This window comes from Paracoccus sp. (in: a-proteobacteria) (assembly GCF_047605025.1).
Classification (GTDB): domain Bacteria; phylum Pseudomonadota; class Alphaproteobacteria; order Rhodobacterales; family Rhodobacteraceae; genus Paracoccus.
Window position 1 is genome coordinate 20,077 of record NZ_JASGGO010000023.1, and the last position, 22,748, is coordinate 42,824.

The 22,748-nt window shown below is 65.5% G+C and carries 22 protein-coding genes; 17 read left to right on the forward strand and 5 right to left on the reverse strand.

Annotated features, from left to right (window positions below; translation table 11 throughout):
- Positions 1-63: 63 nt before the first annotated feature.
- Positions 64-1,047, reverse strand: a complete 984-nt coding sequence (locus QM682_RS13360) for a calcium-binding protein (protein ID WP_415130539.1) — start codon at positions 1,045-1,047, stop codon at positions 64-66.
- 201 nt (positions 1,048-1,248) lie between these two features.
- Between QM682_RS13360 and QM682_RS13365 the strand changes: the two genes are divergently transcribed.
- On the forward strand, positions 1,249-2,079 hold the full coding sequence (locus QM682_RS13365; RefSeq protein WP_415130541.1) for a hypothetical protein: 831 nt from the start codon (positions 1,249-1,251) through the stop codon (positions 2,077-2,079).
- Positions 2,080-2,288: 209 nt separating this feature from the next.
- Here QM682_RS13365 and QM682_RS13370 read toward each other — a convergent pair whose 3' ends face one another.
- Complete coding sequence (locus tag QM682_RS13370) at positions 2,289-2,423, reverse strand: hypothetical protein (protein WP_415130543.1); 135 nt, start codon at positions 2,421-2,423, stop codon at positions 2,289-2,291.
- A 394-nt stretch (positions 2,424-2,817) separates the two neighbouring features.
- Here QM682_RS13370 and aroC point away from each other — a divergent pair, with 394 nt between their 5' ends.
- The 7 genes from aroC (at position 2,818) to phoB (ending at position 9,947) form a co-directional block, all read left to right on the forward strand.
- A complete protein-coding gene (gene aroC, locus QM682_RS13375; protein ID WP_415130545.1) occupies positions 2,818-3,918 on the forward strand; it encodes a chorismate synthase in 1,101 nt (366 codons plus the stop codon).
- Positions 3,919-4,070: 152 nt separating this feature from the next.
- Positions 4,071-5,102: a substrate-binding domain-containing protein gene (locus QM682_RS13380; protein ID WP_415130547.1), complete on the forward strand. Its 1,032-nt coding sequence runs from the start codon at positions 4,071-4,073 to the stop codon at positions 5,100-5,102.
- Between the two features lie 62 nt (positions 5,103-5,164).
- On the forward strand, positions 5,165-6,355 hold the full coding sequence (pstC, locus tag QM682_RS13385) for a phosphate ABC transporter permease subunit PstC (RefSeq protein ID WP_415130549.1): 1,191 nt from the start codon (positions 5,165-5,167) through the stop codon (positions 6,353-6,355).
- Positions 6,352-7,704, forward strand: coding sequence for a phosphate ABC transporter permease PstA (pstA, locus tag QM682_RS13390; protein WP_415130551.1), 1,353 nt, complete (start codon positions 6,352-6,354; stop codon positions 7,702-7,704). Before pstC ends, pstA begins: the two co-directional genes overlap by 4 nt.
- 21 nt (positions 7,705-7,725) lie before the next feature.
- Positions 7,726-8,523: a phosphate ABC transporter ATP-binding protein PstB gene (pstB, locus tag QM682_RS13395; RefSeq protein WP_415130553.1), complete on the forward strand. Its 798-nt coding sequence runs from the start codon at positions 7,726-7,728 to the stop codon at positions 8,521-8,523.
- Between the two features lie 22 nt (positions 8,524-8,545).
- Positions 8,546-9,253, forward strand: coding sequence for a phosphate signaling complex protein PhoU (gene phoU / locus QM682_RS13400; protein WP_415130555.1), 708 nt, complete (start codon positions 8,546-8,548; stop codon positions 9,251-9,253).
- A 4-nt stretch (positions 9,254-9,257) separates the two neighbouring features.
- Entirely contained in the window at positions 9,258-9,947 is a 690-nt protein-coding gene (gene phoB / locus QM682_RS13405) for a phosphate regulon transcriptional regulator PhoB (RefSeq protein ID WP_415130557.1), read from the forward strand.
- 45 nt (positions 9,948-9,992) lie between these two features.
- On the opposite strand, the gene QM682_RS13410 is transcribed toward phoB, so the two are convergent.
- The gene (locus tag QM682_RS13410; protein ID WP_415130559.1) at positions 9,993-12,140 is read right to left on the reverse strand and encodes an OmpA family protein; all 2,148 of its coding nucleotides are present in this window, start codon (positions 12,138-12,140) and stop codon (positions 9,993-9,995) included.
- Positions 12,141-12,272: 132 nt separating this feature from the next.
- Here QM682_RS13410 and QM682_RS13415 point away from each other — a divergent pair, with 132 nt between their 5' ends.
- The 3 genes from QM682_RS13415 (at position 12,273) to QM682_RS13425 (ending at position 14,704) form a co-directional block, all read left to right on the forward strand.
- Positions 12,273-13,481, forward strand: coding sequence for an acyl-CoA dehydrogenase (locus QM682_RS13415; RefSeq protein ID WP_415130561.1), 1,209 nt, complete (start codon positions 12,273-12,275; stop codon positions 13,479-13,481).
- Between the two features lie 587 nt (positions 13,482-14,068).
- Entirely contained in the window at positions 14,069-14,338 is a 270-nt protein-coding gene (locus QM682_RS13420; RefSeq protein WP_415130563.1) for a transposase, read from the forward strand.
- Between the two features lie 33 nt (positions 14,339-14,371).
- Positions 14,372-14,704 (forward strand): hypothetical protein, encoded by a 333-nt coding sequence (locus QM682_RS13425; protein WP_415130565.1) that lies wholly within the window; start codon positions 14,372-14,374, stop codon positions 14,702-14,704.
- An 841-nt stretch (positions 14,705-15,545) separates the two neighbouring features.
- Here the strand turns inward: QM682_RS13425 and dprA are convergent.
- Together dprA and tldD are read right to left on the reverse strand one after the other, a co-directional pair.
- On the reverse strand, positions 15,546-16,838 hold the full coding sequence (gene dprA, locus QM682_RS13430; protein ID WP_415130627.1) for a DNA-processing protein DprA: 1,293 nt from the start codon (positions 16,836-16,838) through the stop codon (positions 15,546-15,548).
- Positions 16,839-16,920: 82 nt separating this feature from the next.
- Complete coding sequence (gene tldD, locus QM682_RS13435) at positions 16,921-18,345, reverse strand: metalloprotease TldD (RefSeq protein ID WP_415130567.1); 1,425 nt, start codon at positions 18,343-18,345, stop codon at positions 16,921-16,923.
- A 170-nt stretch (positions 18,346-18,515) separates the two neighbouring features.
- Between tldD and coxB the strand changes: the two genes are divergently transcribed.
- From coxB to QM682_RS13465, 6 genes are read left to right on the forward strand one after another with little or no spacing between them, the layout of a single operon-like run.
- Positions 18,516-19,409, forward strand: a complete 894-nt coding sequence (gene coxB, locus QM682_RS13440; RefSeq protein ID WP_415130569.1) for a cytochrome c oxidase subunit II — start codon at positions 18,516-18,518, stop codon at positions 19,407-19,409.
- Positions 19,410-19,418: 9 nt separating this feature from the next.
- Positions 19,419-20,339: a heme o synthase gene (gene cyoE, locus QM682_RS13445; protein ID WP_415130571.1), complete on the forward strand. Its 921-nt coding sequence runs from the start codon at positions 19,419-19,421 to the stop codon at positions 20,337-20,339.
- Positions 20,333-20,593: a hypothetical protein gene (locus tag QM682_RS13450; protein ID WP_415130573.1), complete on the forward strand. Its 261-nt coding sequence runs from the start codon at positions 20,333-20,335 to the stop codon at positions 20,591-20,593. Before cyoE ends, QM682_RS13450 begins: the two co-directional genes overlap by 7 nt.
- A complete protein-coding gene (locus tag QM682_RS13455) occupies positions 20,590-21,168 on the forward strand; it encodes a cytochrome c oxidase assembly protein (protein ID WP_415130575.1) in 579 nt (192 codons plus the stop codon). Before QM682_RS13450 ends, QM682_RS13455 begins: the two co-directional genes overlap by 4 nt.
- Positions 21,169-21,188: 20 nt before the next feature.
- Complete coding sequence (locus QM682_RS13460) at positions 21,189-22,013, forward strand: cytochrome c oxidase subunit 3 (protein WP_415130577.1); 825 nt, start codon at positions 21,189-21,191, stop codon at positions 22,011-22,013.
- Positions 22,014-22,072: 59 nt separating this feature from the next.
- Positions 22,073-22,744 (forward strand): SURF1 family protein, encoded by a 672-nt coding sequence (locus QM682_RS13465; RefSeq protein ID WP_415130579.1) that lies wholly within the window; start codon positions 22,073-22,075, stop codon positions 22,742-22,744.
- Positions 22,745-22,748 lie beyond the last annotated feature (4 nt).

Sequence of the window (22,748 nt, forward strand, 5' to 3'; positions counted from 1 at the left end):
TGAAATGACAGGGGCCTCTCTTGCGAGGGGCCCTTTTTCATGCGCCGGAACTCCGGCCCACCGTCAGGCGAATATGAAATCGCTGGCGTCCAGCACCGCCGCGTCGATACCCTTGATCAGCACGACCGTGCCTCCGGCCAGCGTCATCGTGCAATCGGATCCGCTATTTTCCAATACCAGATCGGCGAATGCGACATTGCCGTTCGTGCCGATGATCCTGAATTTGTCGATGCCGTCCACATAATCGGAAACGGTGTCGTTTCCCTCGGCCACATTATAGCTGAACCGGAAAGTGTCGCTATCCGCGCCGCCGATCAGGCTGTCATTACCGGCATCGCCGACCAGCGTGTCATTTCCCGCATCGCCTGAAAGCGTATCGTTTCCGGTGCCGCCGCCGATGAAGTCGCCGCCGTTCTTTCCGTAAACGATATCGTCTCCGCCGGCTGAATAGATGGTATCCGAGAAGTCGATGAAATCGAAGCCGCGGATCGTATCGTTATTCCCTTGACCGTATATATACCCTAATTCTCCGCCCATCGTCACATAGACAGATATCGTGGATACGTCGATCAATCCGCTGCCTTGCAGGTGCAGGGGCTTGGTGGCGCTCATATTCCATAGCTGCTCGACAAACGTAACCTCTCCTATTCGCGTATACGAGCCAGTCGTCGTATCGTAGTTCGTGACTATTCTGTCTATGCCAGCTTCTCCGTGAACGTTGTCGCCTGCCAGGGAACTGCTATCGTAGGTGACTCTTTCCAGATAGAATGTGTCGTCCCCCGCGCCGCCATATAGGGTATCCTTGCCTGCTCCGCCCCATAGGGTGTCGTTGCCGTCGTTACCATAAAGATAGTCGGCGCCGTTGTCGCCTTGCAAAGAGTCGTCTCCAGCCCCGCCGTATAGAGCGTCGTTTCCATCCAATCCCTTGATGGTATCGTTGCCACCATTGCCATACAGCACGTTATTGCCGCTCGCGCCGGTGATGGAATCGGCGGATTCCGTCCCTATGACGGACCCGCCGCTGGTGGTTGCTGTCAATGTCGCCATTTGATCCCCATGACCTGAATAATCGAAAAATTTTATAAGCTTTGTCGTTGCCACAACCTATGGTTACGCATAATTTGTCTGCTGTATCTCGGTATTTTCTCGAATGGAGGGTTTTTCGTGTTTCTTTCGTCCAGTGATGTTGCTCTTTCGCTACTCTCCTTTCGTGGGATCCCGAATGTCACCACGGCAGGCGCAGGCGTATTGTCCAGTGCCAAGCCGGCGCCGGTCGTCGCGCGGCAGGACAGCACGGATACCTCCGGCACGACCTATTCCGCCGCCTCCGCGGCAGAGGACGCCAAATGGGCGATGACACATGAGAAGGTGAGGCGAGCGGTCGAGGCCCAGAAAAAGCTGGCGAATGGATCGGTCAGCCCCTTCGACACCGAGGTTGGCCAGACCGCCGGTGTGGGCGAGGCGCGCTTTCGCCTGTTCGAGAAAGACCCGCGCATGGAGTTCGAGGGCAGCTTTTTCCCCACCTTCGTCGAAACGCCCATGGGCGCCACCCAGCCTCAGCGCGATGGCGATTTCCTGTCGCGCGGCGATGCCATGGCCTATGCCTATCACTTCGCCACCGCGCTTGACGAGGATGCGCGGAACTCGGTCGTGGAAATGGCCTGGGTCAATGCCAATAGTGACACCACCCGCGACGCCTCGGGCCGGATCTATGGCGTGTCGAGCGATGGCCGGATCAGCGGCGATTCTAAAGAGGGGACGGAACACGGGACGTTCCATTCGGTCATGACCTTCCATCGCATGGAACGACAGGCCGCCTCGCTCGCCAACCTGTTCAGCCTCGATACCGCCAGCGTGACCAATGCGGCCTATGACGGCACCTATCAGGGTTTCAGCCTCAGCCACGGCACGCTGGGCAAGATCATGGATGTTTCGGCCGATGGGCAGGTCACGCTTTACGATGCCCAGGGCAACGCCTACAGCGCCGCCGAATACAGCGCCGCGAATATCGACGGCGGTATCCCGGAACTGCGCAACGACCTGCTGCGCCAGGCCGACCGGCAAATGGCGCGGGCCTAGGACCTTGAACGGATGCCTTGTCCGATCCACCCCAAGGCATCCATCCATCCACCCCCGCCCGATCCTTGATCCGGTCCAGCCGCCCATGACCTCACCGCTTGATCCGTGATCCGATCCCGTTTCTCTATCCTGCCGCCCGATCCCGTCCACGGCATTCCATGTCTCTGGTCCCGCAGGGCGTCCAACCGCATCCCGCGCCGGGCGGTGCCTCACTTTCGCCTTAGCCCGTTCAACTCCACTTGCGGCACCGCCGGGGCCATCCGTTTCGTCCCCATCGGCACGCCCGGCTTGTCGTCCAGGGGCGTCGCCGCCTTGCCGAACACCTCATCCTCCAGCCGCCGCACATGATCCAGATGTCCCGGAACGGGTGCTGTCTGTCGAATATATGACTTATTTTCAATACATTGTTAGAAACGGGAAAGGGCGCGGGTGTCTCCGGCCCGCGCCCTCCCTCGTTATCCAGACGCACCCCACCACAAGCACGAACGGACAACTATCCTAATGGATTCTCAGATGGACATAATGCCCCGAGATCGTCTCGGCGTCGAGAAGAGGAACAATCAAATATTTAGCTTTCGGCAGAAAATCGGTTCTACAGCAGGTCCTAGGCAAAAGAGTGACGCAGCGGCGTGAAACAGACGTGAATGTCGCGTGCTTCCGTCGCATGCCTTCCGGCGCCTTTTCCGTTGCCTGGGCCGGGCCGCCCCGCTATCGCAAGGCGAAAAGGGGGTCCGTATCATGAGCGTCAACACATTCGGCCGCGTCTTCACCTTCACCACCTGGGGCGAAAGCCATGGGCCAGCCCTGGGCGCGACGGTGGATGGCTGCCCGCCGGGCATCGCCCTGGACGAAGCCTTTATCCAGCAATTCCTGGACCGCCGCCGGCCCGGCACCTCGAAATTCACCACCCAGCGGCAGGAGGCCGACCAGGTCCGCATCCTGTCGGGCACCTTCGAGGGGCACACGACCGGCACGCCGATCCAGCTTATGATCGAGAACACCGACCAGCGCAGCAAGGATTACGGCGAGATCGCGCAGGCATTCCGCCCCGGCCATGCCGATCTGGCCTATCACCTGAAATACGGCATTCGCGACTATCGCGGGGGCGGGCGCTCCAGCGCGCGTGAGACGGCGGCGCGGGTCGCGGCGGGGGGGGTGGCGCAGGCGGTGCTGCGCGATCTGGTGCCGGGGCTGACAATCACCGGCTATATGGTGCAGATGGGCGGCCTGCATCTGGACCGTGCGAATTTCGACCCGGCCGAGATCGGCAACAATCCCTTCTTCCTGCCCGATGCCAGCGCCGTTCCTGCCTGGGAGGAGTATCTGAACACGATCCGTAAGGACCAGAACAGCGTCGGCGCCGCGATCGAGGTTCTGGTCCAGGGCTGTCCGCCGGGTCTGGGCGCGCCGGTCTATGGCAAGCTCGATACCGACCTTGCCGCCGCGATGATGTCGATCAATGCGGTCAAGGGCGTCGAGATCGGCGAGGGCATGGGCGCCGCCGCCCTGAACGGCGTGCAGAACGCCGACGAGATCCGCATGGGCAATGACGGCCCGCGCTATCTCTCGAACCATGCGGGCGGCATCCTGGGGGGTATCTCGACCGGGCAGGACATCGTGGTGCGTTTCGCGGTCAAGCCCACCAGTTCGATCCTGACGCCGCGCCGGACCATCAACCGGCGGGGAGAAGAGATCGAGCTGATCACCAAGGGCCGGCACGATCCCTGCGTCGGCATCCGCGCCGTCCCGATCGGCGAGGCGATGGCCGCCTGCGTGATTCTGGACCACCTGCTTCTGGACCGCGCCCAGACTGGCGGGGCGCGTGGCCGGATCGGCTGAGCGCGTGGGAAATTCCCTTGGCCGGGGTGGGATTTGCATGAAAGCGGCGATTGTCGTATGAATGTCATATTCCTGACGCATAACCGTCGCGTCCCGGCCCTAGAGGTCTGGCAGGCCGATCCCGGCCCTTGGGAAATATCAGGAGGGATCCTATGACATCCGCGAAACATGCCCTTTTGGCCAGTGCGGCCCTTGCCGCCTCGGCCAGCTTCGCCCAGGCGCGCGACCAGATCCAGATCTCGGGCTCGTCGACCGTGCTGCCTTATGCCACCATCGTGGCCGAGGCTTTCGGCGAGAATACCGACTATCCGACCCCGGTCGTGGAATCAGGCGGTTCGTCCGCCGGGCTGAAGAAATTCTGCGCGGGCGTGGGCGACAACACCATCGACATCGCCAACTCCTCGCGTCCGATCAAGGACGGCGAGAAGGCGGCCTGCAAGGCCGCCGGCGTCACCGAGATCATGGAGGTGCGCATCGGCTATGACGGCATCGTCTTCGCCAGCGACAGCACCAGCCATGACTTCCAGTTCACGCCCGCCGACTGGTTCAACGCCTTGGCGGCGAATGTGGTCCAGGACGGCAAGGTTGTGCCGAACCCCTATACCAACTGGAACCAGATCCGCCCCGACTTGCCCGACCAGCAGATCCTGGCCTTCGTCCCCGGCACCAAGCACGGCACGCGCGAGGTGTTCGAGGAGAAGGTGATCCATGCCGGCTGCACGGAATCGGGTGCCGAGGCCGCCTTCGTCGCGGCGGGCGACGATGAAAAGAAGGCGGGCGAGGCCTGCATGGCGCTGCGCACCGACGGCAAGTCGGTCGATATCGACGGCGACTATACCGAGACCCTGGCCCGCATCCAGTCGGCCAAGAACGGCATCGGCGTCTTTGGCCTGTCCTTCTATGAGAACAATACCGACAAACTGAAAGTCGCGTCGATGTCGGGTGTCGTGCCCTCGACCCAGACCATCGCCTCGGGCGAATACCCGGTGTCGCGGCCGCTGTTCTTCTATGTCAAGAAACAGCATTTCGGCAGCGTCGACGGGCTGAAGGATTTCGTCGAATTCTTCGTCTCGGACGATCTTTCCGGCCCCGAGGGGCCGCTGGCCACCTATGGTCTGGTCTCGGACCCCGAGCTTTCCCAGACCCAGGCGGCCGTCGCCGCTGAAACCACCATCGCCGAATAAGGCGCCCCGGTGCGGGGCCGCGACGGTCCCGCGTCTTCCCTGTCCCTGAGTTCGAGGCCCCCATGCCTGTCACCTGGACCATGCTGCTTGTCCTGGCCCTGGCGGTTTCCGGTTATTTCGTCGCTCGCGCGCGGGTTCTGTCCGCGGCGGGGGGCGACAGCCGCAAGCTTCATTCGCGGCCCAGCTATTACGGCTGGAACGTCGCGCTTTTCACCGCGATCCCGGCGCTGTTCCTGATCGCGATCTGGTCCTTCGCCCAGCCGGGCGCCAACCCCGTCCTGGTCACGGCGGCCGGCCTGATCCTGGGCGCGCTGGGGCTGGGCTGGTCGCTGTCGCGCACCGCGCCCGATTTCCGCGCCCGCAACGCGGTCGAGGGGGTGGTGAAGTTCCTGCTGATCCTTTGTTCCTGCATCGCCATCGTGACGACCGCCGGCATCGTGCTTTCGATGATCTTCGAGACCAGCCATTTCTTCCGGCAATATCCCTGGCACGAGTTCCTGTTCGGCACGACCTGGTCGCCCCGCTTCGGCGGCGGCTCGCAACTGGGCATTCTGCCGCTGGTCTGGGGGACGATGTATATCTCGGCGATCGCGCTGGCGGTCTCGATCCCCATCGGGCTTTTCGCGGCGATCTACATGTCGGAATATGCCTCGCCCCGGCTGCGCGGCTTCGCCAAGCCCGCGATCGAGGTGCTGGCGGGCATCCCGACCATCGTTTACGGGCTTTTCGCGCTGATCACCGTGGGGCCGCTGCTGCGCGACTGGTTCGCCCAGCCGCTGGGCCTGGGCAGTTCCGGCTCGTCGGTGATGACGGCGGGGCTGGTCATGGGGATCATGTTGATCCCCTTCGTCAGCTCGCTGTCCGACGACATCATCAACGCGGTGCCCCAATCCCTGCGCGACGGCGCGCTCGGCCTCGGCTCTACCCATTCCGAGACGATCCGCAAGGTCGTGCTGCCGGCGGCCCTGCCGGGCATCGTCGGTGCCGTGCTGCTGGCCGCGTCCCGCGCCATAGGCGAGACGATGATCGTCGTCCTGGGCGCCGGGGCCGCCGCGCGCATGAGCCTTAATCCCTTCGAGGCGATGACAACGATCACCGTCAAGATCGTCAGCCAGTTGACCGGAGACACGGATTTCGCCTCGCCCGAGACGCTGGTGGCCTTCGCGCTGGGGATCACGCTGTTCGTCGTGACCCTGGGCCTGAACATCCTCGCGCTCTACATCGTGCGCAAATATCGCGAGCAATACGAATGAGTGACGCATCCATTTCCGCAACCAACGCCGGCCGGGCGACAAGCTCGCTTCTGGTGCTGGACGAGCGCACCCGCAAGCGCAATGCCGCCGAGGCGCGGTTCCGCGCCTATGGGCTGGGCGCGATCATCGTCTCGATCCTGGCGCTGATCATGCTGTTGATCTCGATTTTCACCGGCGGGCTGGGGGCGTTCCGCCAGACCTATCTGGAAATCCCGGTGACGCTTGAGGCGAGCCAACTTGACAAGGGCGGCAATCGCGCGCCCGAGGATCTGAAAAAGGTCCTGACCCTGGCCTATGGCAAGATCCTGGACCAGTCGCTGCAAGCGGCCATCGCCCAGAACGGCATCGCGGTGCCGGACCTGTCGGCCAAGGACGTGTCGAACCTGATCTCGAAAGAGGCGTCGGCCCAGCTACGCAACCAGGTGCTGGCGGATCCCGATCTGATCGGCCAGACCATCAAGACCCGCGTGCTGGTGAACGGCCGCGTGGACGGCTATTACAAGGGCCGCGTCAGCATGGAGAGCGCGGCGCGGGACGCCAATACCTCGCCCGCGCAATTGCGGCTTGCCGATACGCTGAAGGAAAAGGGCCTGCTTGCCACCGAATGGAACTGGTCCTTCCTGACCAGTCCCGACGCCTCGGACCAGCGCCCGGAAGCGGCGGGCGTGGGGGTGGCGATCCTCGGCTCGCTCTACATGATGCTGGTGGTGCTGCTGCTGGCCGTGCCCATCGGCGTCGCCGCCTCGGTCTATCTTGAGGAATTCGCGCCGAAGAACCGCTGGACCGACATCATCGAGGTCAATATCTCGAACCTGGCGGCGGTGCCGTCCATCGTGTTCGGCATCCTGGGCCTGGCCGTGTTCATCAACTTCGCCCATCTGCCGCAATCGGCGCCCATCGTGGGCGGCCTTGTGCTGGTGCTGATGACGCTGCCGCGCATCATCATTCCGGCCCGCGCCGCGCTGAAGGCGGTGCCGCCCTCGATCCGCGACGCGGCGCTGGGGGTGGGGGCCTCCAAGATGCAATCCGTGCTGCATCACGTCCTGCCGCTGGCGACGCCGGGCATCCTGACCGGGGTGATCCTGGGGCTGGCCCAGGCGCTGGGCGAAACCGCGCCGCTTTTGCTGATCGGCATGGTCGCCTTCGTCAAGAACTTCCCCGCCGCGCCGCCGCAGGGCCTGTTCGATCCCGCCTCGGCCCTGCCGGTGCAGGTCTATAACTGGACCCAGCGCGCGGACCCCGCCTTCATGGAGCGTGCATCCGGCGCCATCATCGTGCTGCTGGCGCTGCTCATGTGCATGAACATCCTTGCCATCTTCCTGCGCCGCAAGTTCGAGCGCCGCTGGTAAACCCGGACGGAGTCGCCGATTATGAACGATATGAGAATTGTGGAGCGCAGCGTGAGCCAGACGGAAACCAAGATATCGGCCCGGAAGGTGCAGGTCTATTACGGAGACAAGCACGCCATCAAGGATGTGGACGTGGACATCCTGGACAAGACCGTGACCGCCTTCATCGGCCCGTCGGGCTGCGGAAAGTCCACCTTCCTGCGCTGCCTGAACCGCATGAACGATACCATCGACATCTGCCGGGTCGAGGGGCGGATCGACCTGGACGGAGAGGACATCTACGACAGGCGCGTCGATCCGGTGCAATTGCGCGCCAAGGTGGGCATGGTCTTCCAGAAGCCGAACCCCTTCCCGAAGTCGATCTACGACAATGTGGCCTACGGCCCGCGCATCCACGGACTGGCGCGCAACCGCGCCGAACTCGATGAGATCGTCGAGAGGTCGCTGCGCGGAGCCGCGCTTTGGAACGAGGTCAAGGACCGGCTCTCGGAACCCGGCACCGGGCTTTCGGGCGGCCAGCAGCAGCGGCTTTGCATCGCCCGCGCCGTCGCGACCTCGCCCGAGGTGCTGCTGATGGACGAGCCGTGCTCGGCCCTGGATCCCATCGCCACTGCCCAGGTCGAGGAACTGATCGACGACTTGCGCAGGAATTTCTCGGTCGTGATCGTGACGCATTCGATGCAGCAGGCCGCGCGGGTCAGCCAGAAGACCGCCTTCTTCCACCTGGGCAACCTGGTCGAATATGGCAGCACCGACGACATCTTCACCCGCCCGCGCGATCCGCGGACGGAAAGCTATATCTCGGGCCGCATCGGCTGATCCGGCGGGAAAAGGAATGAACATGAACAGTGAACGCCATATCTCGTCCGCTTTCGACCGCGATCTGGAAACCGTCCAGGCGCTGGTCGTCAAGATGGGCGGCATGGTCGAAAGCGCGATCAACGACGCCGCCATCGCGCTGGAAACCCGCGACGATGAACTGGCCGATGAGGTGCGCCGCCGCGACAAGGCCATCGACAAGCTGGAGATGCAGATCAACGAAGAGGCGGCCCGGCTGATCGCGCTGCGCGCGCCCCGCGCCACCGACCTGCGCACCGTGCTGACGGTGATCAAGATCTCGGCCATTCTGGAGCGTATCGGCGATTACGCCAAGAATATCGCCAAGCGCAGCCATGTCCTGGTCAACATGCCGACCGTCGACGGCGCGGGCATGGCCCTGCGGCGCATGTCGGCCACGGTCGAGGGGATGATGAAGGACGCGCTTGACAGCTATATCCAGCGCGACGCGGCGCTGGCGGCGGATGTGCGCAAGCGCGATCTGGAAGTGGACCAGATGTATAACGCGCTGTTTCGCGAATTCCTGACCTATATGATGGAGGATCCGCGCAATATCACCGCCTGCATGCACCTGCATTTCATCGCCAAGAACATCGAGCGCATGGGCGACCACGCCACCGGCATCGCCGAGCAGGTCATCTATCTTGCCACCGGCGAACTGCCCGAGGATTCGCGCCCGAAAAGCGACAGCCTGACCGGCGGGCAGGGCTAGGCCCATGGCCCAGGCTCAACCCTGCGTCCTGGTCGTCGAGGACGAGGGCGCGCAGCGCGAGATCCTGAAATACAACCTTGAAGCCGAGGGGTTCATGGTCGTCCTGGCCGAGAATGGCGACGAGGCGATGCTTCTGGTCGCCGAAGAACAGCCCGACCTGATCGTGCTGGACTGGATGCTGCCCAATATCAGCGGTATCGAGATCTGCCGCCGCATCAAGGCCGATCCCGCGACGCGGGCGATCCCGATCATCATGCTCTCGGCCCGCTCGGAAGAGGTGGACCGGGTGCGGGGCCTGGAAACCGGGGCCGACGATTATGTCGTGAAGCCCTATTCCGTGGTCGAACTGATGGCACGGCTGCGCACGCAACTGCGCCGCACCCGCCCGGCCTCGATGGGAGAAAGGCTTAGCTTTTCCGACATCATCCTGGACGCGGCCGAGCATCGCGTGTTCCGGGGCGGGCAGGCGCTGCATCTTGGCCCGACCGAGTTCCGGCTGCTTTCCACGCTGATGGAAAAGCCGGGCCGGGTCTGGACGCGCGAGCAATTGCTGGACCGGGTCTGGGGTCGCGACATCTATGTCGATACCCGCACCATCGACGTGCATGTCGGCCGGCTGCGCAAGGCGCTGATGTCGCATGGCGGCGACAATCCCGTCCGCACCGTCCGGGGCACCGGCTACGCCCTGGGCTAAAAGACCCGAGGGGCCGCGGGGATCGTTTCCCGCGGCCCGCGCCGGTCAGCCGTTTTCCTGTTCCAGAAGATCCGTGATCCGGCGCACCGAGACGCGGCGGTTGTCGCGCTCGTCCGTTTCGCTGGGGATCAGCAGGAACTGTTCGCCATAGCCCTGCACGACCATGTTCTCGGGCGGGACCTGGTAATATTCGGTCAGCGCTAGGGCCACCGATTCCGCGCGCCGGTCCGACAGAGCCAGGTTCGCGGCGCTGGAGCCCACCGCATCGGTATAGCCTTCGATCATGAAGACCTCGTTCGGGTTCTGGTCGACAGAGTCGCGGATCACCTTGCCCAGCGTGGCCAGTTGCGCGGCCTGGTTGGGGTTCAGCGCCGCCGAGCCGGTGTCAAAGGTGATCTCGGGCACGTTGACCGGCGCCACCAGCGCGCGCACCTCGGGGATGTCGCGGATCTGGCCCAGGGTAAAGCGGCGGTCCACCTGGCTTTCGCGCAAAAGCGCCGTGCGCAGGTCGCTCTCGTTCCAGGGGCGGCTGCTGTATTCCACCGGCTGGGGCGGCGGCAGGGTCGAGATCTGCACCGGCCGCGCCCGCGTGTCGTCGATCAGCGAGGTCTCGCGCCCGTCGGGACGGATCAGCGTGCGGCGCAGGATGTTCATGTCCGCGTCCCGGATCGTGACGACCCGGCTGCCATCGGCGCGCAGCACCGTGGTTCGGGTCGAGCCGTCCCGGAAGGTCTCGGTCCGCACGTCCGAGCCGGGCTGATACAGCAGCGCATTGTCGTCGCGCACGATCTGCTGGCTGCCATCGGGCAGGGTCAGGACCGCGCGGTCGCCGGTATTCAGCGCCACCTGGCGATTGCCGGACATCAGCTTGCCGACCGCGAAGCCTGCGGCCCCGGCCAGAAGCAGCTTGGCGATGTCGCTGCCCCGGTCGTCATCGTCGTCGTCGCGGTTCCTGTCGCGCCGCCGGTCCCGCTCGCGCTCGCGCCGCTCAAGTTCGCGGCGCAGGTCGGCATCGCTCATGTCGCGGCCGTCGCGCTCGCGCAGCCCGTCCTGGATGCGGGTGCCGAAATCCTGGTTCGAGCGGCGGAAGTTCTGGTCCGTGATCTTGCGTTCGCTGACGCGGCCATCATTGCCGTCGCGGGCGGCGGCCAGCGCGGCGGCGGCGGGCAGGACGCCCCCTTGGGCCGCACGGCGGATCAGGTCGGTTTCGCGGGCGCGGGCCTCGGGCGCCGCAAGCTGGGTTTCACGCTCGCTTTTCACGGCACGGCGGCGCTTTTCCAGATCGGCCTGCTGCGCCTTCAGCGCCTCGCGCTGGCGTTCCTCGGCCAGGCGTTGGCGATTTTCGGCCTCGCGTCTGGGATTGGGGGGCTGGGGGACGGGCTGGTCGCGGTCCGCCTGGCGCTGCCGGTCCTGCGGCGGGCGGCGGTCGGGCTGGTCCGCGCCGCCTTTGCGCTGATCCGCCTGCCGCTCCTGCGGGGGCCTATCCTTGGCGGGCCTATCCTTGCCGGGGCGGTCCTTGCCGGGGCGGTCCTTGGCGGGGCGGTCATCCCCCGCGCGCTCCGCCGCATCCAGGCGGGGCTTTCGCTCCTTGTCCTGCATGGCGCGGCGCAGGTCGTCGGCATCCTTGGGCGGCTGCTTCGCCGTCGAAGGCAAGGGCTTCGCCTGGTCGCGCACGGGCTGCTTGTCCTTCGCCGCGCGCTCGGGGCGGTCCGGCTCGGTCCGACGCGGGGCGGGGAGCTGCTTGTCCGCCTGGATGCGGTCCCTCTCACCCGCGCGCCGCTCGGACGCTGCGGCCTTGGGTGGGGCCTGACGGGTCGGCTTCTCGTCGCGTTCCCTGGCATGAGGGGCGGGTCGTTTCTGCGCCTCCGAGGGGGGCTGCTTGCGCTGGGGCTGAGCTTTCGGCTCTTGCGCCTTGCGCTCGGGCTGGGCCTTCCTTTCGGGCTGGGGCTGGGGCTGGGGCTGGGGCTTGGCGGCCGGCTGCGTCTTCCTCTCGGGCGGGGCCTTGCGCTCTTCCTTGCGTGGCTGCTCGCGCTTGGGTTCGGCGGCCTTCTTCTCTTTCTGCTCCTGTTTGCGCTTTTGCAGCAGGATCTGTTCCTGGATCGAACCACCCTGGTCCTGCGCGATCGCGATCTGGGGCAGCACCAGCGAGATGCTCGTCACGATGGCCGTGGTGGTCTTGAAGAGGCGACGCATTTCGGTTCCTTTTTCCGATGGACGCGAAAAGATGCTGCACTCATAACCGATACGGAAAACGCCTGGTTCCTGAATACCGCGTGAACCGCGCGTGATCGGCTTGAAGCCGCCGGGACCAGCAGGAGAGAACGCATGGCTCTGAAACCCAAGGACGCTCCCGATCTAGGCCGTTTCGACTGGGAGGATGCGCTGCGTCTTGAGGAGCAGTTGACCGAGGATGAGCGCATGCTGCGCGACGCCGCCAGGGCCTATGCGCAAGACCGGCTGCAACCCCGCGTCATCACCGCCTATCGCGACGAGGTGACCGATCCCGCGATCTTCCGCGAGATGGGCGAAATGGGCCTGCTGGGCGTCACCATCCCAGAGGAATTCGGCGGGATCGGTGCCTCTTATGTCGCCTACGGCCTGGTCGCGCGCGAGGTCGAGCGGGTGGATTCCGGCTATCGCAGCATGATGTCGGTGCAGTCCTCGCTGGTGATGTATCCGATCTTTGCCTATGGCTCGGACGCGCAGCGGCGGAAATACCTGCCGCGCCTCGCCTCGGGCGAATGGATCGGCTGCTTCGGCCTGACCGAGCCTGACGCGGGTTCGGACCCCGCCGGGATGAAGACCGTCGCGCGCAAGACCGATGGCGGCTATGTGCTGGACGGTGCGAAGATGTGGATCTCGAACGCGCCCATCGCCGACGTTTTCGTGGTCTGGGCGAAATCTCAGGCGCATGGCGGCAAGATCCGCGGCTTCCTGCTGGAAAAGGGCATGCGGGGCCTTTCGGCGCCGAAGATCGGCGGCAAGCTCAGCCTGCGCGCCTCGATCACCGGAGAGATCGTGATGCAGGGGGTCGAGGTGCCCGAGGACGCGCTGCTGCCCGGCGTCGAGGGGTTGAAGGGTCCCTTCGGCTGCCTCAATCGCGCGCGCTATGGCATCAGTTGGGGCGTCCTTGGCGCGGCCGAATTCTGCCTGCATGCGGCCCGGCGATACGGGCTTGACCGCAGACAGTTCGGCAAGCCCCTGGCCCAGACGCAGCTTTACCAGTTGAAGCTGGCCAACATGCTGACCGAAATCAGCCTGGGTCTGCAAGCCAGCCTGCGCGTCGGCCGCCTTCTGGACGAGGCGCGCGCCGCCCCCGAGATGATCTCGATCATCAAGCGCAACAATTGCGGCAAGGCGCTGGAGATCGCGCGGATGGCGCGCGACATGCATGGCGGCAACGGCATCTCCGAAGAGTTTCAGGTCATGCGCCACGCCGCGAACCTTGAAACCGTGAACACTTACGAGGGCACGCATGACGTGCATGCCCTGATCCTGGGCCGCGCGGTCACCGGCTTGCAGGCGTTTTCCTAAGGGGCCGGCCTGGCGCGACGCCGTGCGTCCGCCACCTCGCCAAGCAAGGACAGGAAGCCTTCCGCGCGGGCAAGACGCCAAATCAGTGGCCTGTTGCGGGATCCGCCACGCAACCGGATCGACCGCCCCCATTCCCTGCGGCTCAGCGCCCGCCAGGATGAAAAGCGCCCTCATGCCCGCCGCCCCGCGCGCGCCATATGGGGGGAATCGCGCACCATCGATTCCGTCCCGTGCAGCAGGATATGCAGGAAAAAGCGCCGGAAACCTGGCCTTTCCCTCTCCGCGAAGGGTTTTGTCGCGTCGGCCGGCATGGCTTCGGGGCGGAAAGCTCCGCGCCTCGGGCTGGACCTCGCTTCAAGCTTTCCGGCTTGTGTGGGCGATGCTCTTCGCCAAAGCGGCCCTGCAATGATAGGCGCGGGTTGGACTTGGCGCCGCGCCATGCGGTGGGCGAAGACAGACGCCGCAAGGTTTCTTCGCAACCCCGCGCCTCACGGGAAACCCCATCATATCGGTCCGAAATCAGGGGAAAAACGGGTGGGATCAAGCCAGGGACCGCTCCCACGGCACTGACGGCCAGCAGCTCCGGCGTGGCGGTTCTGTGGATTGTGCGCACGGGCAGCCCGTGGCGTGACCTGCCAGCGATGTTCGGGAATTGGAGCACGGTGTTCCGGCGCTTCGGCGACTGGCGCAAGGCCGATGTCTTTGTGAAGCTGTTCAAGGCCTGCGCGGACGAGCCTGACATGAAATACGCTCTGGTCAACGCGACGATCATCAAGGTTCACCGGCACGGTCAGGGTGCAAAAAGGGGGGCTCAGAGCCAGGCCATAGGCCGCTCCAAGGGTGGCATGGCCACCTAGATCCTCGCGCTCACCGATGCGCTCGGCAATTTCGTGCGTTTCGAGCTGCTGCCCGGCCATCGCTTCGACACCGTCGGCGTCGGGCCGCTGCTCGCAGGCATCGATTTCGGCGGGCTGATCGCCGACAAGTCTTTCGACAGCGACGCCGATCTCGACGAACGGGCCGCCAAGGTCGTCATCTCGCAGCACCCGCGCAGGGCAAGACCCCTGCCGTTCGACCGTGGAATCTACAAATGGCGCCACCTCATCGAGAACTTCTTCTGCACACTCAATAAGTTCAAACGAATCGCCATGCGAGCCGACAAAACCGATCAAAGCTTCGCAGCAATGATCCACCTCGCCGCTGCCGTCATCAATTCACGATGAGCCTCCGCAGGCCTTAGGCCAGCTTTCCGCCAAGCCACGGCTTCGGAGCTGGCCGGTTCGCGCGCTTTTGCCGCAGAGTTCATCATCGACCGGGCTATCCGGCGGGGTAGGAGTGTGGGCGATCGGTGCTTCCGGTCCGACCGCCTGGATTTCGACCAGTCGCCCCCCCCCGTCATCTGCGTGCTCGACCGACGGCGCAGTCACGAGCCCAAGCATCCGGGGCGGCATCGGTGGGCATGCTTCCGAACTCGGGATCGGCGCTCAATTCCTTAGGCGTTTTCGGATCCCGCCCCCGTGATCATGGCTGAACCGGGTATGGACGCTTTGCCCCAGCCCGCGCGGAGAGTCAGGCCAAGGCAAAGCGTCCCATGCCGGCCACGGAATCGTGTCGGCGAAAGGTCGCCTGGCCCCTCTGCCGCGGTCATGATCACCGGCATTTCCGGGCGGAAGCAGTCGGATCCAGTGCCCACCGACCCTCGCTGGGCGTCCGCCTGCTCAAGATCGCCTTCCTTTGAGATCTTGAGCCAGGATTCGGCATATAGGGAACCCTTCAAATGAAAGCGCGGCCGAGGCGACCCGTCCCATGCCCCAGATTTTCTCATCCGCCCTCGTACGAGGGGCGTCACGATCAGAAATCCGTCGCCCAGCCTGGGTCACATACCTTTTCGCCCTTCCGAAAGCGGGGATGGTGATGCTCGCCCGTATGTCTTTCATGTCCAAATATCCCGGGGTCCGGGGCAGAGCCCCGGTCCGGCGGCGCCGTCAGCAAGCTGCCGTCGCATGGGGCTGCCCAGTTTCGCAGCCTGGCTGCGGCCTCGCGTCCAGTGCCAATACATGCCATCTATCCAACCACCAGCGCGATCCTGCCTCCGGCCAGGCGTTGCACGCGGCCTGCCAACTCCAGCGCCAGGATGGCGGGGGCCAGCGCCGCGGCCGACAGGCCCAGGTCGCGGATCAGCAGGTTCTCGTCGGTGGGGCTGGGGCCGAGACGGGCCAGGATACGGGCCTCGATGGCTGCCGGGCCGCCTTGGTCGCGCGGGGGCGCAGGCACCGCGTCGCGCGGGCGGGCATGGCCCATCTCGGCCAGGCGCCGGGCCACGGCGGCGGGTTGCAGGGATCGGGCCGTGCCTTGCTGGGGGGAAGGGGGATGCCTGTCCGACCTGGCCGCGGTCCCGGCGGCCCGCGGCCCGTGGCCCGCATCGATCAGATTCGCATCGCCCATCTCCGGCTCGGCCCTGGGCGCATTCGCCCCCAGCGCGGCCAGCACATCCTGCGAATTGCGCACCAGAAGCGCGCCGTCGCGGATCAGCGCATTGCAGCCCGCCGCGCGCGCATCCATCGGATGGCCCGGCACCGCCATCACTTCGCGGCCCTGGTCCAGTGCCAGCTTGGCGGTGATCAGGCTACCCGAGCGATGCGCCGCCTCGACCACGACCACGGCGCGCGCCAGCCCCGAGATGATCCGGTTCCGGGCCGGGAAATGCCGCGCCACGGGCTCGGCCCCCGGCGCCTGCTCGGTGATCAGCAGGCCGGTCTCGCAGATCGAGGCGGCCAGCGCGGCGTTTTCCGAGGGATAGATCATGTCGATCCCCCCCGCCATGACCGCGACGGTGCCGGTGGGCAGCGCGGCTTCATGCGCGATGGTGTCGATGCCCCGCGCCAGGCCCGCGATCACCGCGGCCCCCGATTGCGCCAGCCCCGCCGCCATGCCGCGCGCCATGCGCAGCCCCAGGGACGAGGCGTTGCGCGCGCCGATCACCGCGGCGGGCAGCATGTCCAGCACCTGCTCGCGGCCTTTCAGCCACAGGACCGCCGGCGCCTCGGCGATCTCGCGCAGGCGGGCGGGATAATCGGCGTCGGTCCAGGTCAGCAGGCGGGCGCCGGCGCGGCGGCCGGCCTCGATCTCGGCTTCGGCCATGGCCAGGGGGAAGGGGGCATAGTCCTTGATCCCCGAGGCGCGGGCCAGTTCCGGCAGCGCCGCCAGTGCCGCCTGGGCGCTGTCATGCTCGGCCATCAGCCGGTGGAATGTCGCCGGCCCGACCTTGCGGGAGCGGATGAGGCAGAGGCAGGCTGCGGCCTCGACCCCGCCGGGGGCGTGGTGGTGGTGGGGTGTGAAAGCCAGCGGCCGTGCCATCATGTCCATCTCTCCTGCCTCATCCGTAGCAGGGTGATGCCATGGCATTGGTTAAGATTCGGTTAGCCGCGCCCGATTTCCATCACGCCGCCGAGCCGCCGATGGTCAGCCCCCCGATCAGCAGCGACGGCAGGCCCACGCCCACCGGCACCCATTGCCCTTGTTTGCCGCAATTGCCGATGCCGGGATCCAGCGCCAGGTCGTTGCCGATGGCGCGCACCTGCTGAAGCGCCGTCGCGCCGTCGCCGATCAGCGTGGCGCCCCGGATCGGCTCGCCCACCTCGCCATTGCGGACGCGATAGGCCTCGGTGCAGGAAAACACGAATTTCCCGTTGGTGATGTCCACCTGGCCGCCGCCGAAGCCCACGGCGTAGATCCCGTCCTTCAGCCCGGACAGGATCGAGGCTGGCTCCTCGGTCCCCGGCAGCATGAAGGTATTGGTCATGCGCGGCATCGGCGCATGGGCATAGCTTTGCCGCCGTCCGTTGCCGGTGGGCTCCACCCCCATCAGCCGGGCGTTCTGGCGGTCCTGCATGTAGCCGACCAGAATGCCGTCCTCGATCAGCACGTTGCGGGCCGGCGCCGTGCCCTCGTCATCGACCGAGATCGAGCCGCGCCGGTCGGGAATCGTGCCGTCGTCGATCACCGTGACGCCCGGCGCCGCGACGCGGCTGCCCAAGAGGCCCGCGAACGCGGAATGGCCCTTGCGGTTGAAATCCCCTTCCAGCCCATGGCCCACGGCCTCGTGCAGCAGGATGCCGGGCCAGCCGGGGCCAAGCACCACGTCCATCACCCCGGCGGGCGCCGGGACGGAACGCAGGTTGACCAGCGCGATGCGCAGCGCCTCGCGCACCTGGGCCTGCCAATGCTCGGGCGCGATCAGCCCGTCCAGCGCCACCCGGCCGCCGCCGCCGGCATTGCCTGATTCGCGGCGGCTGTTCGATTCCACGATGACCGAGACATTGATCCGTGCCATGGGCCGGATGTCGGTCGAAAGCCCGCCCTCGGGGCGCAGGATCGCGATCTCCTGCACCGAGGTCGAGACGCTGGCCGAGACCTGCACCACGCGCGGGTCCAGGTCGCGGGCGAAGGCGTCGATTTCGCGCAGCAGCGCCACGCGGCGGGCGAAGCTGATGCCCTCGGCCGGGTCTATGGCGGCGTAAAGGGGGGTGATCGGGGCCGAGGGGGGCAGGGCCAGCCTGCCGCCGGTTTCTTCGCCCACGGCCAGGCGCACGGTCTGGGCGGCCTTGCGCAGGGATGTCTCGTCGATCTCGGTCGAATGGGCGTATCCGGTGACCTCGCCGCGCACCGCGCGCAGCCCGAAGCCCTGCTCGGCGTCATAGCTGGCCGTGCGCAGCCGGCCGTCGTCGAAGACCAGCGTTTCGGCGCGCGCGCGCTCAAGGAACAGCTCGCCATCGTCGGCGCCGGCCAGCGCCTCTTGAAGGACTCGCAGCGCGCGGTCCCGGTCCAGATGGGTTTCAAAGGGCGAAAACACCGCGTCAGTCATGAAAATGTCCTATGCCGAGAAGCATCGACTAGGGGTTTTTTGCCTGCAAGTCGATAGCTATGACTTGCCGCGAGGGATGAGATATGGTTGTCAAACAGATACCGAATGCCGGTCCGGCGGGTGGGGGGACCCTGAACGGGCAGGCAGCACATAGGTAACGGGATGGGATAATGGCAATTGCGAAGATGCGCCGTGCGATGGCGGCGGGGACCGGCCTGGGATTTGCGGCGCTGACCGGGTTTCCGGCCCTGGCTCAGGAGGTGCTGGGCGACCTGCCGGTGATCGGCAAGCCGCATAACGGCGGCATGGGGTTTCAGCCCGCCTCCAGTCCGCTTGCCCATGACCAGCAATGGCTGGATCATTTCATCCTTTACATCATCACGGCGGTGACGATCTTCGTCTGCCTGCTGCTGCTGATCTGCATCCTGCGCTACAACAGCCGCTCGAACCCGGTGCCGGCGCGCTTCACCCACAACACGCCGCTGGAAATCGCCTGGACGCTGGTGCCGGTGCTGATCCTGGTCGCCATCGGGGTGTTCTCGCTGCCGATCCTGTTTCGCAGCCAAGAGATGCCGAACGATCCGGATCTGGTGATCAAGGCTATCGGCCACCAGTGGTATTGGTCCTATGAATATCCCAATGACGGCATCGCCTTCGACGCGCTGATGCTGGAGAAGGAGGCCCTGGCCGCCGCCGGCTACGCCGAGGACGAGTATTTGCTGGCCACCGACAATCCGGTCGTCGTGCCCGTGGGCAAGAAGGTGCTGGTCCAGGTCACCGCGACCGACGTGATCCACAGCTGGACCATTCCCGCCTTCGCCGTCAAGCAGGACGCCGTTCCGGGCCGCATCGCGCAGCTTTGGTTCGAGGTGGACAAGGAAGGCGTCTTCTTCGGCCAATGCTCCGAGCTTTGCGGCATCAACCACGCCTATATGCCGATCGTCGTGAAGGCCGTCGCGCAAGAGAAATACGATGCATGGCTGCAAGGCGCGAAGGCAGAATTCGCGGCCGATGCCTCGAACTATCTGCCGGCCCAGCCCGTCAAGCTGGCCCAAGCGGACTAAGGAAGAGCCGTGACCGATATCAACGCATATCAGGGAGAGGCCGAGGCCGGTTTCGGCGATTATGTCGCGCTGCTGAAGCCGCGCGTCATGGCGCTGGTGGTCTTTACCGCCTTTGTCGGCCTGCTGGTCGCGCCGGTGCCGATGAACCCCTTCGTGGCCTTCTGCGCGGTGCTTTTCATCGCCTTGGGGGGCGGGGCCTCGGGCGCGCTCAACATGTGGTATGACGCCGATATCGACGCGGTGATGAAGCGCACGGCGGGGCGTCCCGTGCCCTCGGGGCGTGTCGGCTCGGGCGATGCGCTGGCCCTGGGCGTCGCGCTTTCGGGCCTTTCGGTGATGATGCTGGGCCTGGCGGCGAACTGGTTCGCGGCGGGGTTCCTGGCCTTCACCATCTTCTTCTATGCCGTGATCTATACGATCTGGCTGAAGCGTTCGACGCCGCAGAACATCGTCATCGGCGGCGCGGCGGGGGCCTTCCCGCCCATGATCGGCTGGGCCTGCGCCACTGGCGGGATCGGGCTGGAATCGCTGCTGATGTTCTCGCTGACCTTCTTCTGGACGCCGCCGCATTTCTGGGCGCTGGCGCTGTTCATGAAGGATGACTACCACAAGGCCGGCATTCCCATGCTGACCGTGACCCATGGCCGGGCGGCGACGCGGCGCCATATCTTCGCCTATACGCTGGTGCTGGCGCCCTTCGCGATCTGGCTGGGCTTCACCTCGATCGGGGGTTGGCTTTACCTGGCCGTCGCGGGCGTGCTGAACGCGATGTTCGTCTGGGGCGGCTGGCGGATCATGCGGCGCGCCGAGGATGAGGCCATCGCCGACGGCTACCGGATCGAAAAGCGTTATTTCAAACTGTCGCTCTATTACCTGTTCCTGCACTTCCTGGCCCTTCTGGTTCAGCATTGGCTGGGGGGAGCATGGTGATGCCCCTTCAGGTCGAGCATGATCTGCACAGGCGCCGGCGCTCGCGCAATGTCGGGCTGGGGTTGGTGCTGCTGGCCTTCGTGGCGCTGGTCTTCGGCCTGTCGGTGGTCAAGATCACTCAGGGCGACATGATGCAGGGCTATGATCACCGCCCCCGCTCCTCGATGCTGCCCAAGGATCCGAACCCGCCCGCGCCGAATGCCGCGCCCGTCGCCGCGCCCGGCACGCCGGCCGCCGAGGGGGCCAGGCCATGAGCGTGCCTTCGAACCGGCGCGTCGTTGCCCTGCTGCTGGGCGTGGTCCTGGTCATGGGTGCGCTAAGCTGGGCGGCGGTGCCCTTCTATGGCTGGTTCTGCCGTGTCACCGGCTATGGCGGCACGACCAATGTGGCGCAGGCGGGTTCGGATCATGTGCTTGACGAAACCGTGCGCGTGCGCTTCGACGCCAATGTCGATCCCGGCATGGGGTGGACCTTCCGCCCCATGCAGCGCGAGATGAAGCTGCGCATCGGCGAGAATGCCGTCGCCTATTACGAGGCGGTGAACAACACCGACAGGCCCGTGACGGGCACCGCCAGTTATAATGTCGCGCCCGATGCGGCGGGCTATTTCTTCAACAAGATCCAGTGCTTCTGCTTTTCCGAGCAGACCCTGCAACCGGGCGAGCGGATCGAGATGCCGGTCAGCTTCTTCGTCGATGCGGGCATGGTGGACGATCGCGACGCGGCCAATGTGCGCGACATCACCCTGTCCTATACCTTTCACCGGACCAGTTCCCCGGCGCCCATGCAGGCGGCGCGGGCGGACGGGCCGGCCCAGATTGTCAACTGAACCAATAGCGGAACGCAGCCATGGCTCATGTCAAGAACCACGACTATCAGATCCTTCCGCCCTCGATCTGGCCGTTCATGGCGGCCATCGGCGCCTTCGTGATGCTGACGGGCGCGGTCGCCTGGATGAAGGGGATGACCTTGCTGGGCCTGCCGGTCCATGGCCCCTGGATGTTCCTGATCGGCCTGGTCGCGGTGCTTTACGTCATGTTCGGCTGGTGGGCCGATGTGGTCCAGGAGGGCGAGACGGGCGAGCATACGCCGGTCGTCCGCATCGGCCTGCAATATGGCTTCATCCTGTTCATCATGTCCGAGGTGATGTTCTTCGTCGCCTGGTTCTGGGCCTTCATCAAGAACGCGCTCTATCCGATGGGACCGATGAGCCCGATCAAGGACGGCGTCTGGCCGCCCGAGGGGATCGTGACCTTCGATCCCTGGCACCTGCCGCTGATCAACACGCTGATCCTGCTTCTGTCGGGCGTGGCCGTGACCTGGGCGCACCACGCCTTCGTGCATGAGGGCGACCGCCAGACCACGATCCGCGGCCTGATCGTGGCCATCGTCCTGGGCATCTGCTTTTCCGGGCTGCAAGCCTATGAATACAGCCACGCGGCCTTCGGCCTGGCCGATACGGTCTATGCCGGCGCCTTCTACATGGCGACCGGCTTTCACGGCGCGCATGTGATCATCGGGACGATCTTCCTGTTCGTCTGCCTGATCCGCCTTCTGCGCGGCCAGATGACCCAGAAGCAGCATATCGGCTTCGAGGCCGCCGCCTGGTATTGGCACTTCGTGGACGTGGTCTGGCTGTTCCTGTTCGTCGTCATCTATATCTGGGGCCGCTGAGCGGGTCCCCGCTTTTCGGCGCGGGGGCAACCTCGCGCCGTTTCCTTTCGGAAGAGCAAATGCGCCGCTATCTGTTTCCTCTGATCCTGGGCGTTCTCGGTTGCGCGATCCTGGTCTCGCTGGGGGTCTGGCAGCTTCAGCGCATGGGCTGGAAAGAGGCGATTCTGGACGACATCCAAAGCCGGATCGACGGCGCGCCCGTGCCGCTGCCGCCCCAGGTGGACCCCGCGATGAAATACATGCCGGTCACGGTTTCGGGCACCACCACGGGGACCGAGATCGACGTGCTTTCGGGCATGCGCGAGTCGGGCGGCGGCTATCAGGTGGTCTCGGGCTTCGTCACGGATGACGGGCGGCGTATTCTGGTGGACCGGGGCTTCGTCGATCAGGACCACAAGCGCGACCCGCGCCCGCCCGTGCGGTTGCAGGTCCTGGGCAACCTGCACTGGCCCCAGGAAAAGGGCTCGGCCACGCCGGCGCCTAACCTGGACCAGAACATCTGGTTCGCTCGCGACGTGCCCGCCATGGCGGGCGCCCTGGGCACCCAGCCGGTGCTGGTCGTCGCGGCCGAGGTCGCGGGCGACGCGCAGGGGGTCCAGCCCATCCCCGTCGCCATCGAGGGCATCCCGAACAACCATCTCAGCTATGCCGCGCAGTGGTTCATGATCGCCGCCGCTTGGGCAGGGATGACAGTGGCGTTGATCTGGCGTATCAGGCAACGTCAATTCTAGAGGA

Bases quoted from the DNA above. Each gene is read 5' to 3' on its own strand.
- tldD (WP_415130567.1), bottom strand. From the start codon at position 18,345: ATGACTGACGCGGTGTTTTCGCCCTTTGAAACCCATCTGGACCGGGAC.
- QM682_RS13465 (WP_415130579.1), top strand. From the start codon at position 22,073: ATGCGCCGCTATCTGTTTCCTCTGATCCTGGGCGTTCTCGGTTGCGCG.
- pstC (WP_415130549.1), top strand. From the start codon at position 5,165: ATGCCTGTCACCTGGACCATGCTGCTTGTCCTGGCCCTGGCGGTTTCC.
- coxB (WP_415130569.1), top strand. From the start codon at position 18,516: ATGGCAATTGCGAAGATGCGCCGTGCGATGGCGGCGGGGACCGGCCTG.
- aroC (WP_415130545.1), top strand. From the start codon at position 2,818: ATGAGCGTCAACACATTCGGCCGCGTCTTCACCTTCACCACCTGGGGC.
- phoB (WP_415130557.1), top strand. From the start codon at position 9,258: ATGGCCCAGGCTCAACCCTGCGTCCTGGTCGTCGAGGACGAGGGCGCG.
- dprA (WP_415130627.1), bottom strand. From the start codon at position 16,838: ATGGCACGGCCGCTGGCTTTCACACCCCACCACCACCACGCCCCCGGC.
- phoU (WP_415130555.1), top strand. From the start codon at position 8,546: ATGAACAGTGAACGCCATATCTCGTCCGCTTTCGACCGCGATCTGGAA.
- QM682_RS13410 (WP_415130559.1), bottom strand. From the start codon at position 12,140: ATGCGTCGCCTCTTCAAGACCACCACGGCCATCGTGACGAGCATCTCG.
- QM682_RS13455 (WP_415130575.1), top strand. From the start codon at position 20,590: ATGAGCGTGCCTTCGAACCGGCGCGTCGTTGCCCTGCTGCTGGGCGTG.
- QM682_RS13380 (WP_415130547.1), top strand. From the start codon at position 4,071: ATGACATCCGCGAAACATGCCCTTTTGGCCAGTGCGGCCCTTGCCGCC.
- QM682_RS13460 (WP_415130577.1), top strand. From the start codon at position 21,189: ATGGCTCATGTCAAGAACCACGACTATCAGATCCTTCCGCCCTCGATC.
- QM682_RS13415 (WP_415130561.1), top strand. From the start codon at position 12,273: ATGGCTCTGAAACCCAAGGACGCTCCCGATCTAGGCCGTTTCGACTGG.
- QM682_RS13360 (WP_415130539.1), bottom strand. From the start codon at position 1,047: ATGGCGACATTGACAGCAACCACCAGCGGCGGGTCCGTCATAGGGACG.
- QM682_RS13450 (WP_415130573.1), top strand. From the start codon at position 20,333: ATGGTGATGCCCCTTCAGGTCGAGCATGATCTGCACAGGCGCCGGCGC.
- pstB (WP_415130553.1), top strand. From the start codon at position 7,726: ATGAACGATATGAGAATTGTGGAGCGCAGCGTGAGCCAGACGGAAACC.
- pstA (WP_415130551.1), top strand. From the start codon at position 6,352: ATGAGTGACGCATCCATTTCCGCAACCAACGCCGGCCGGGCGACAAGC.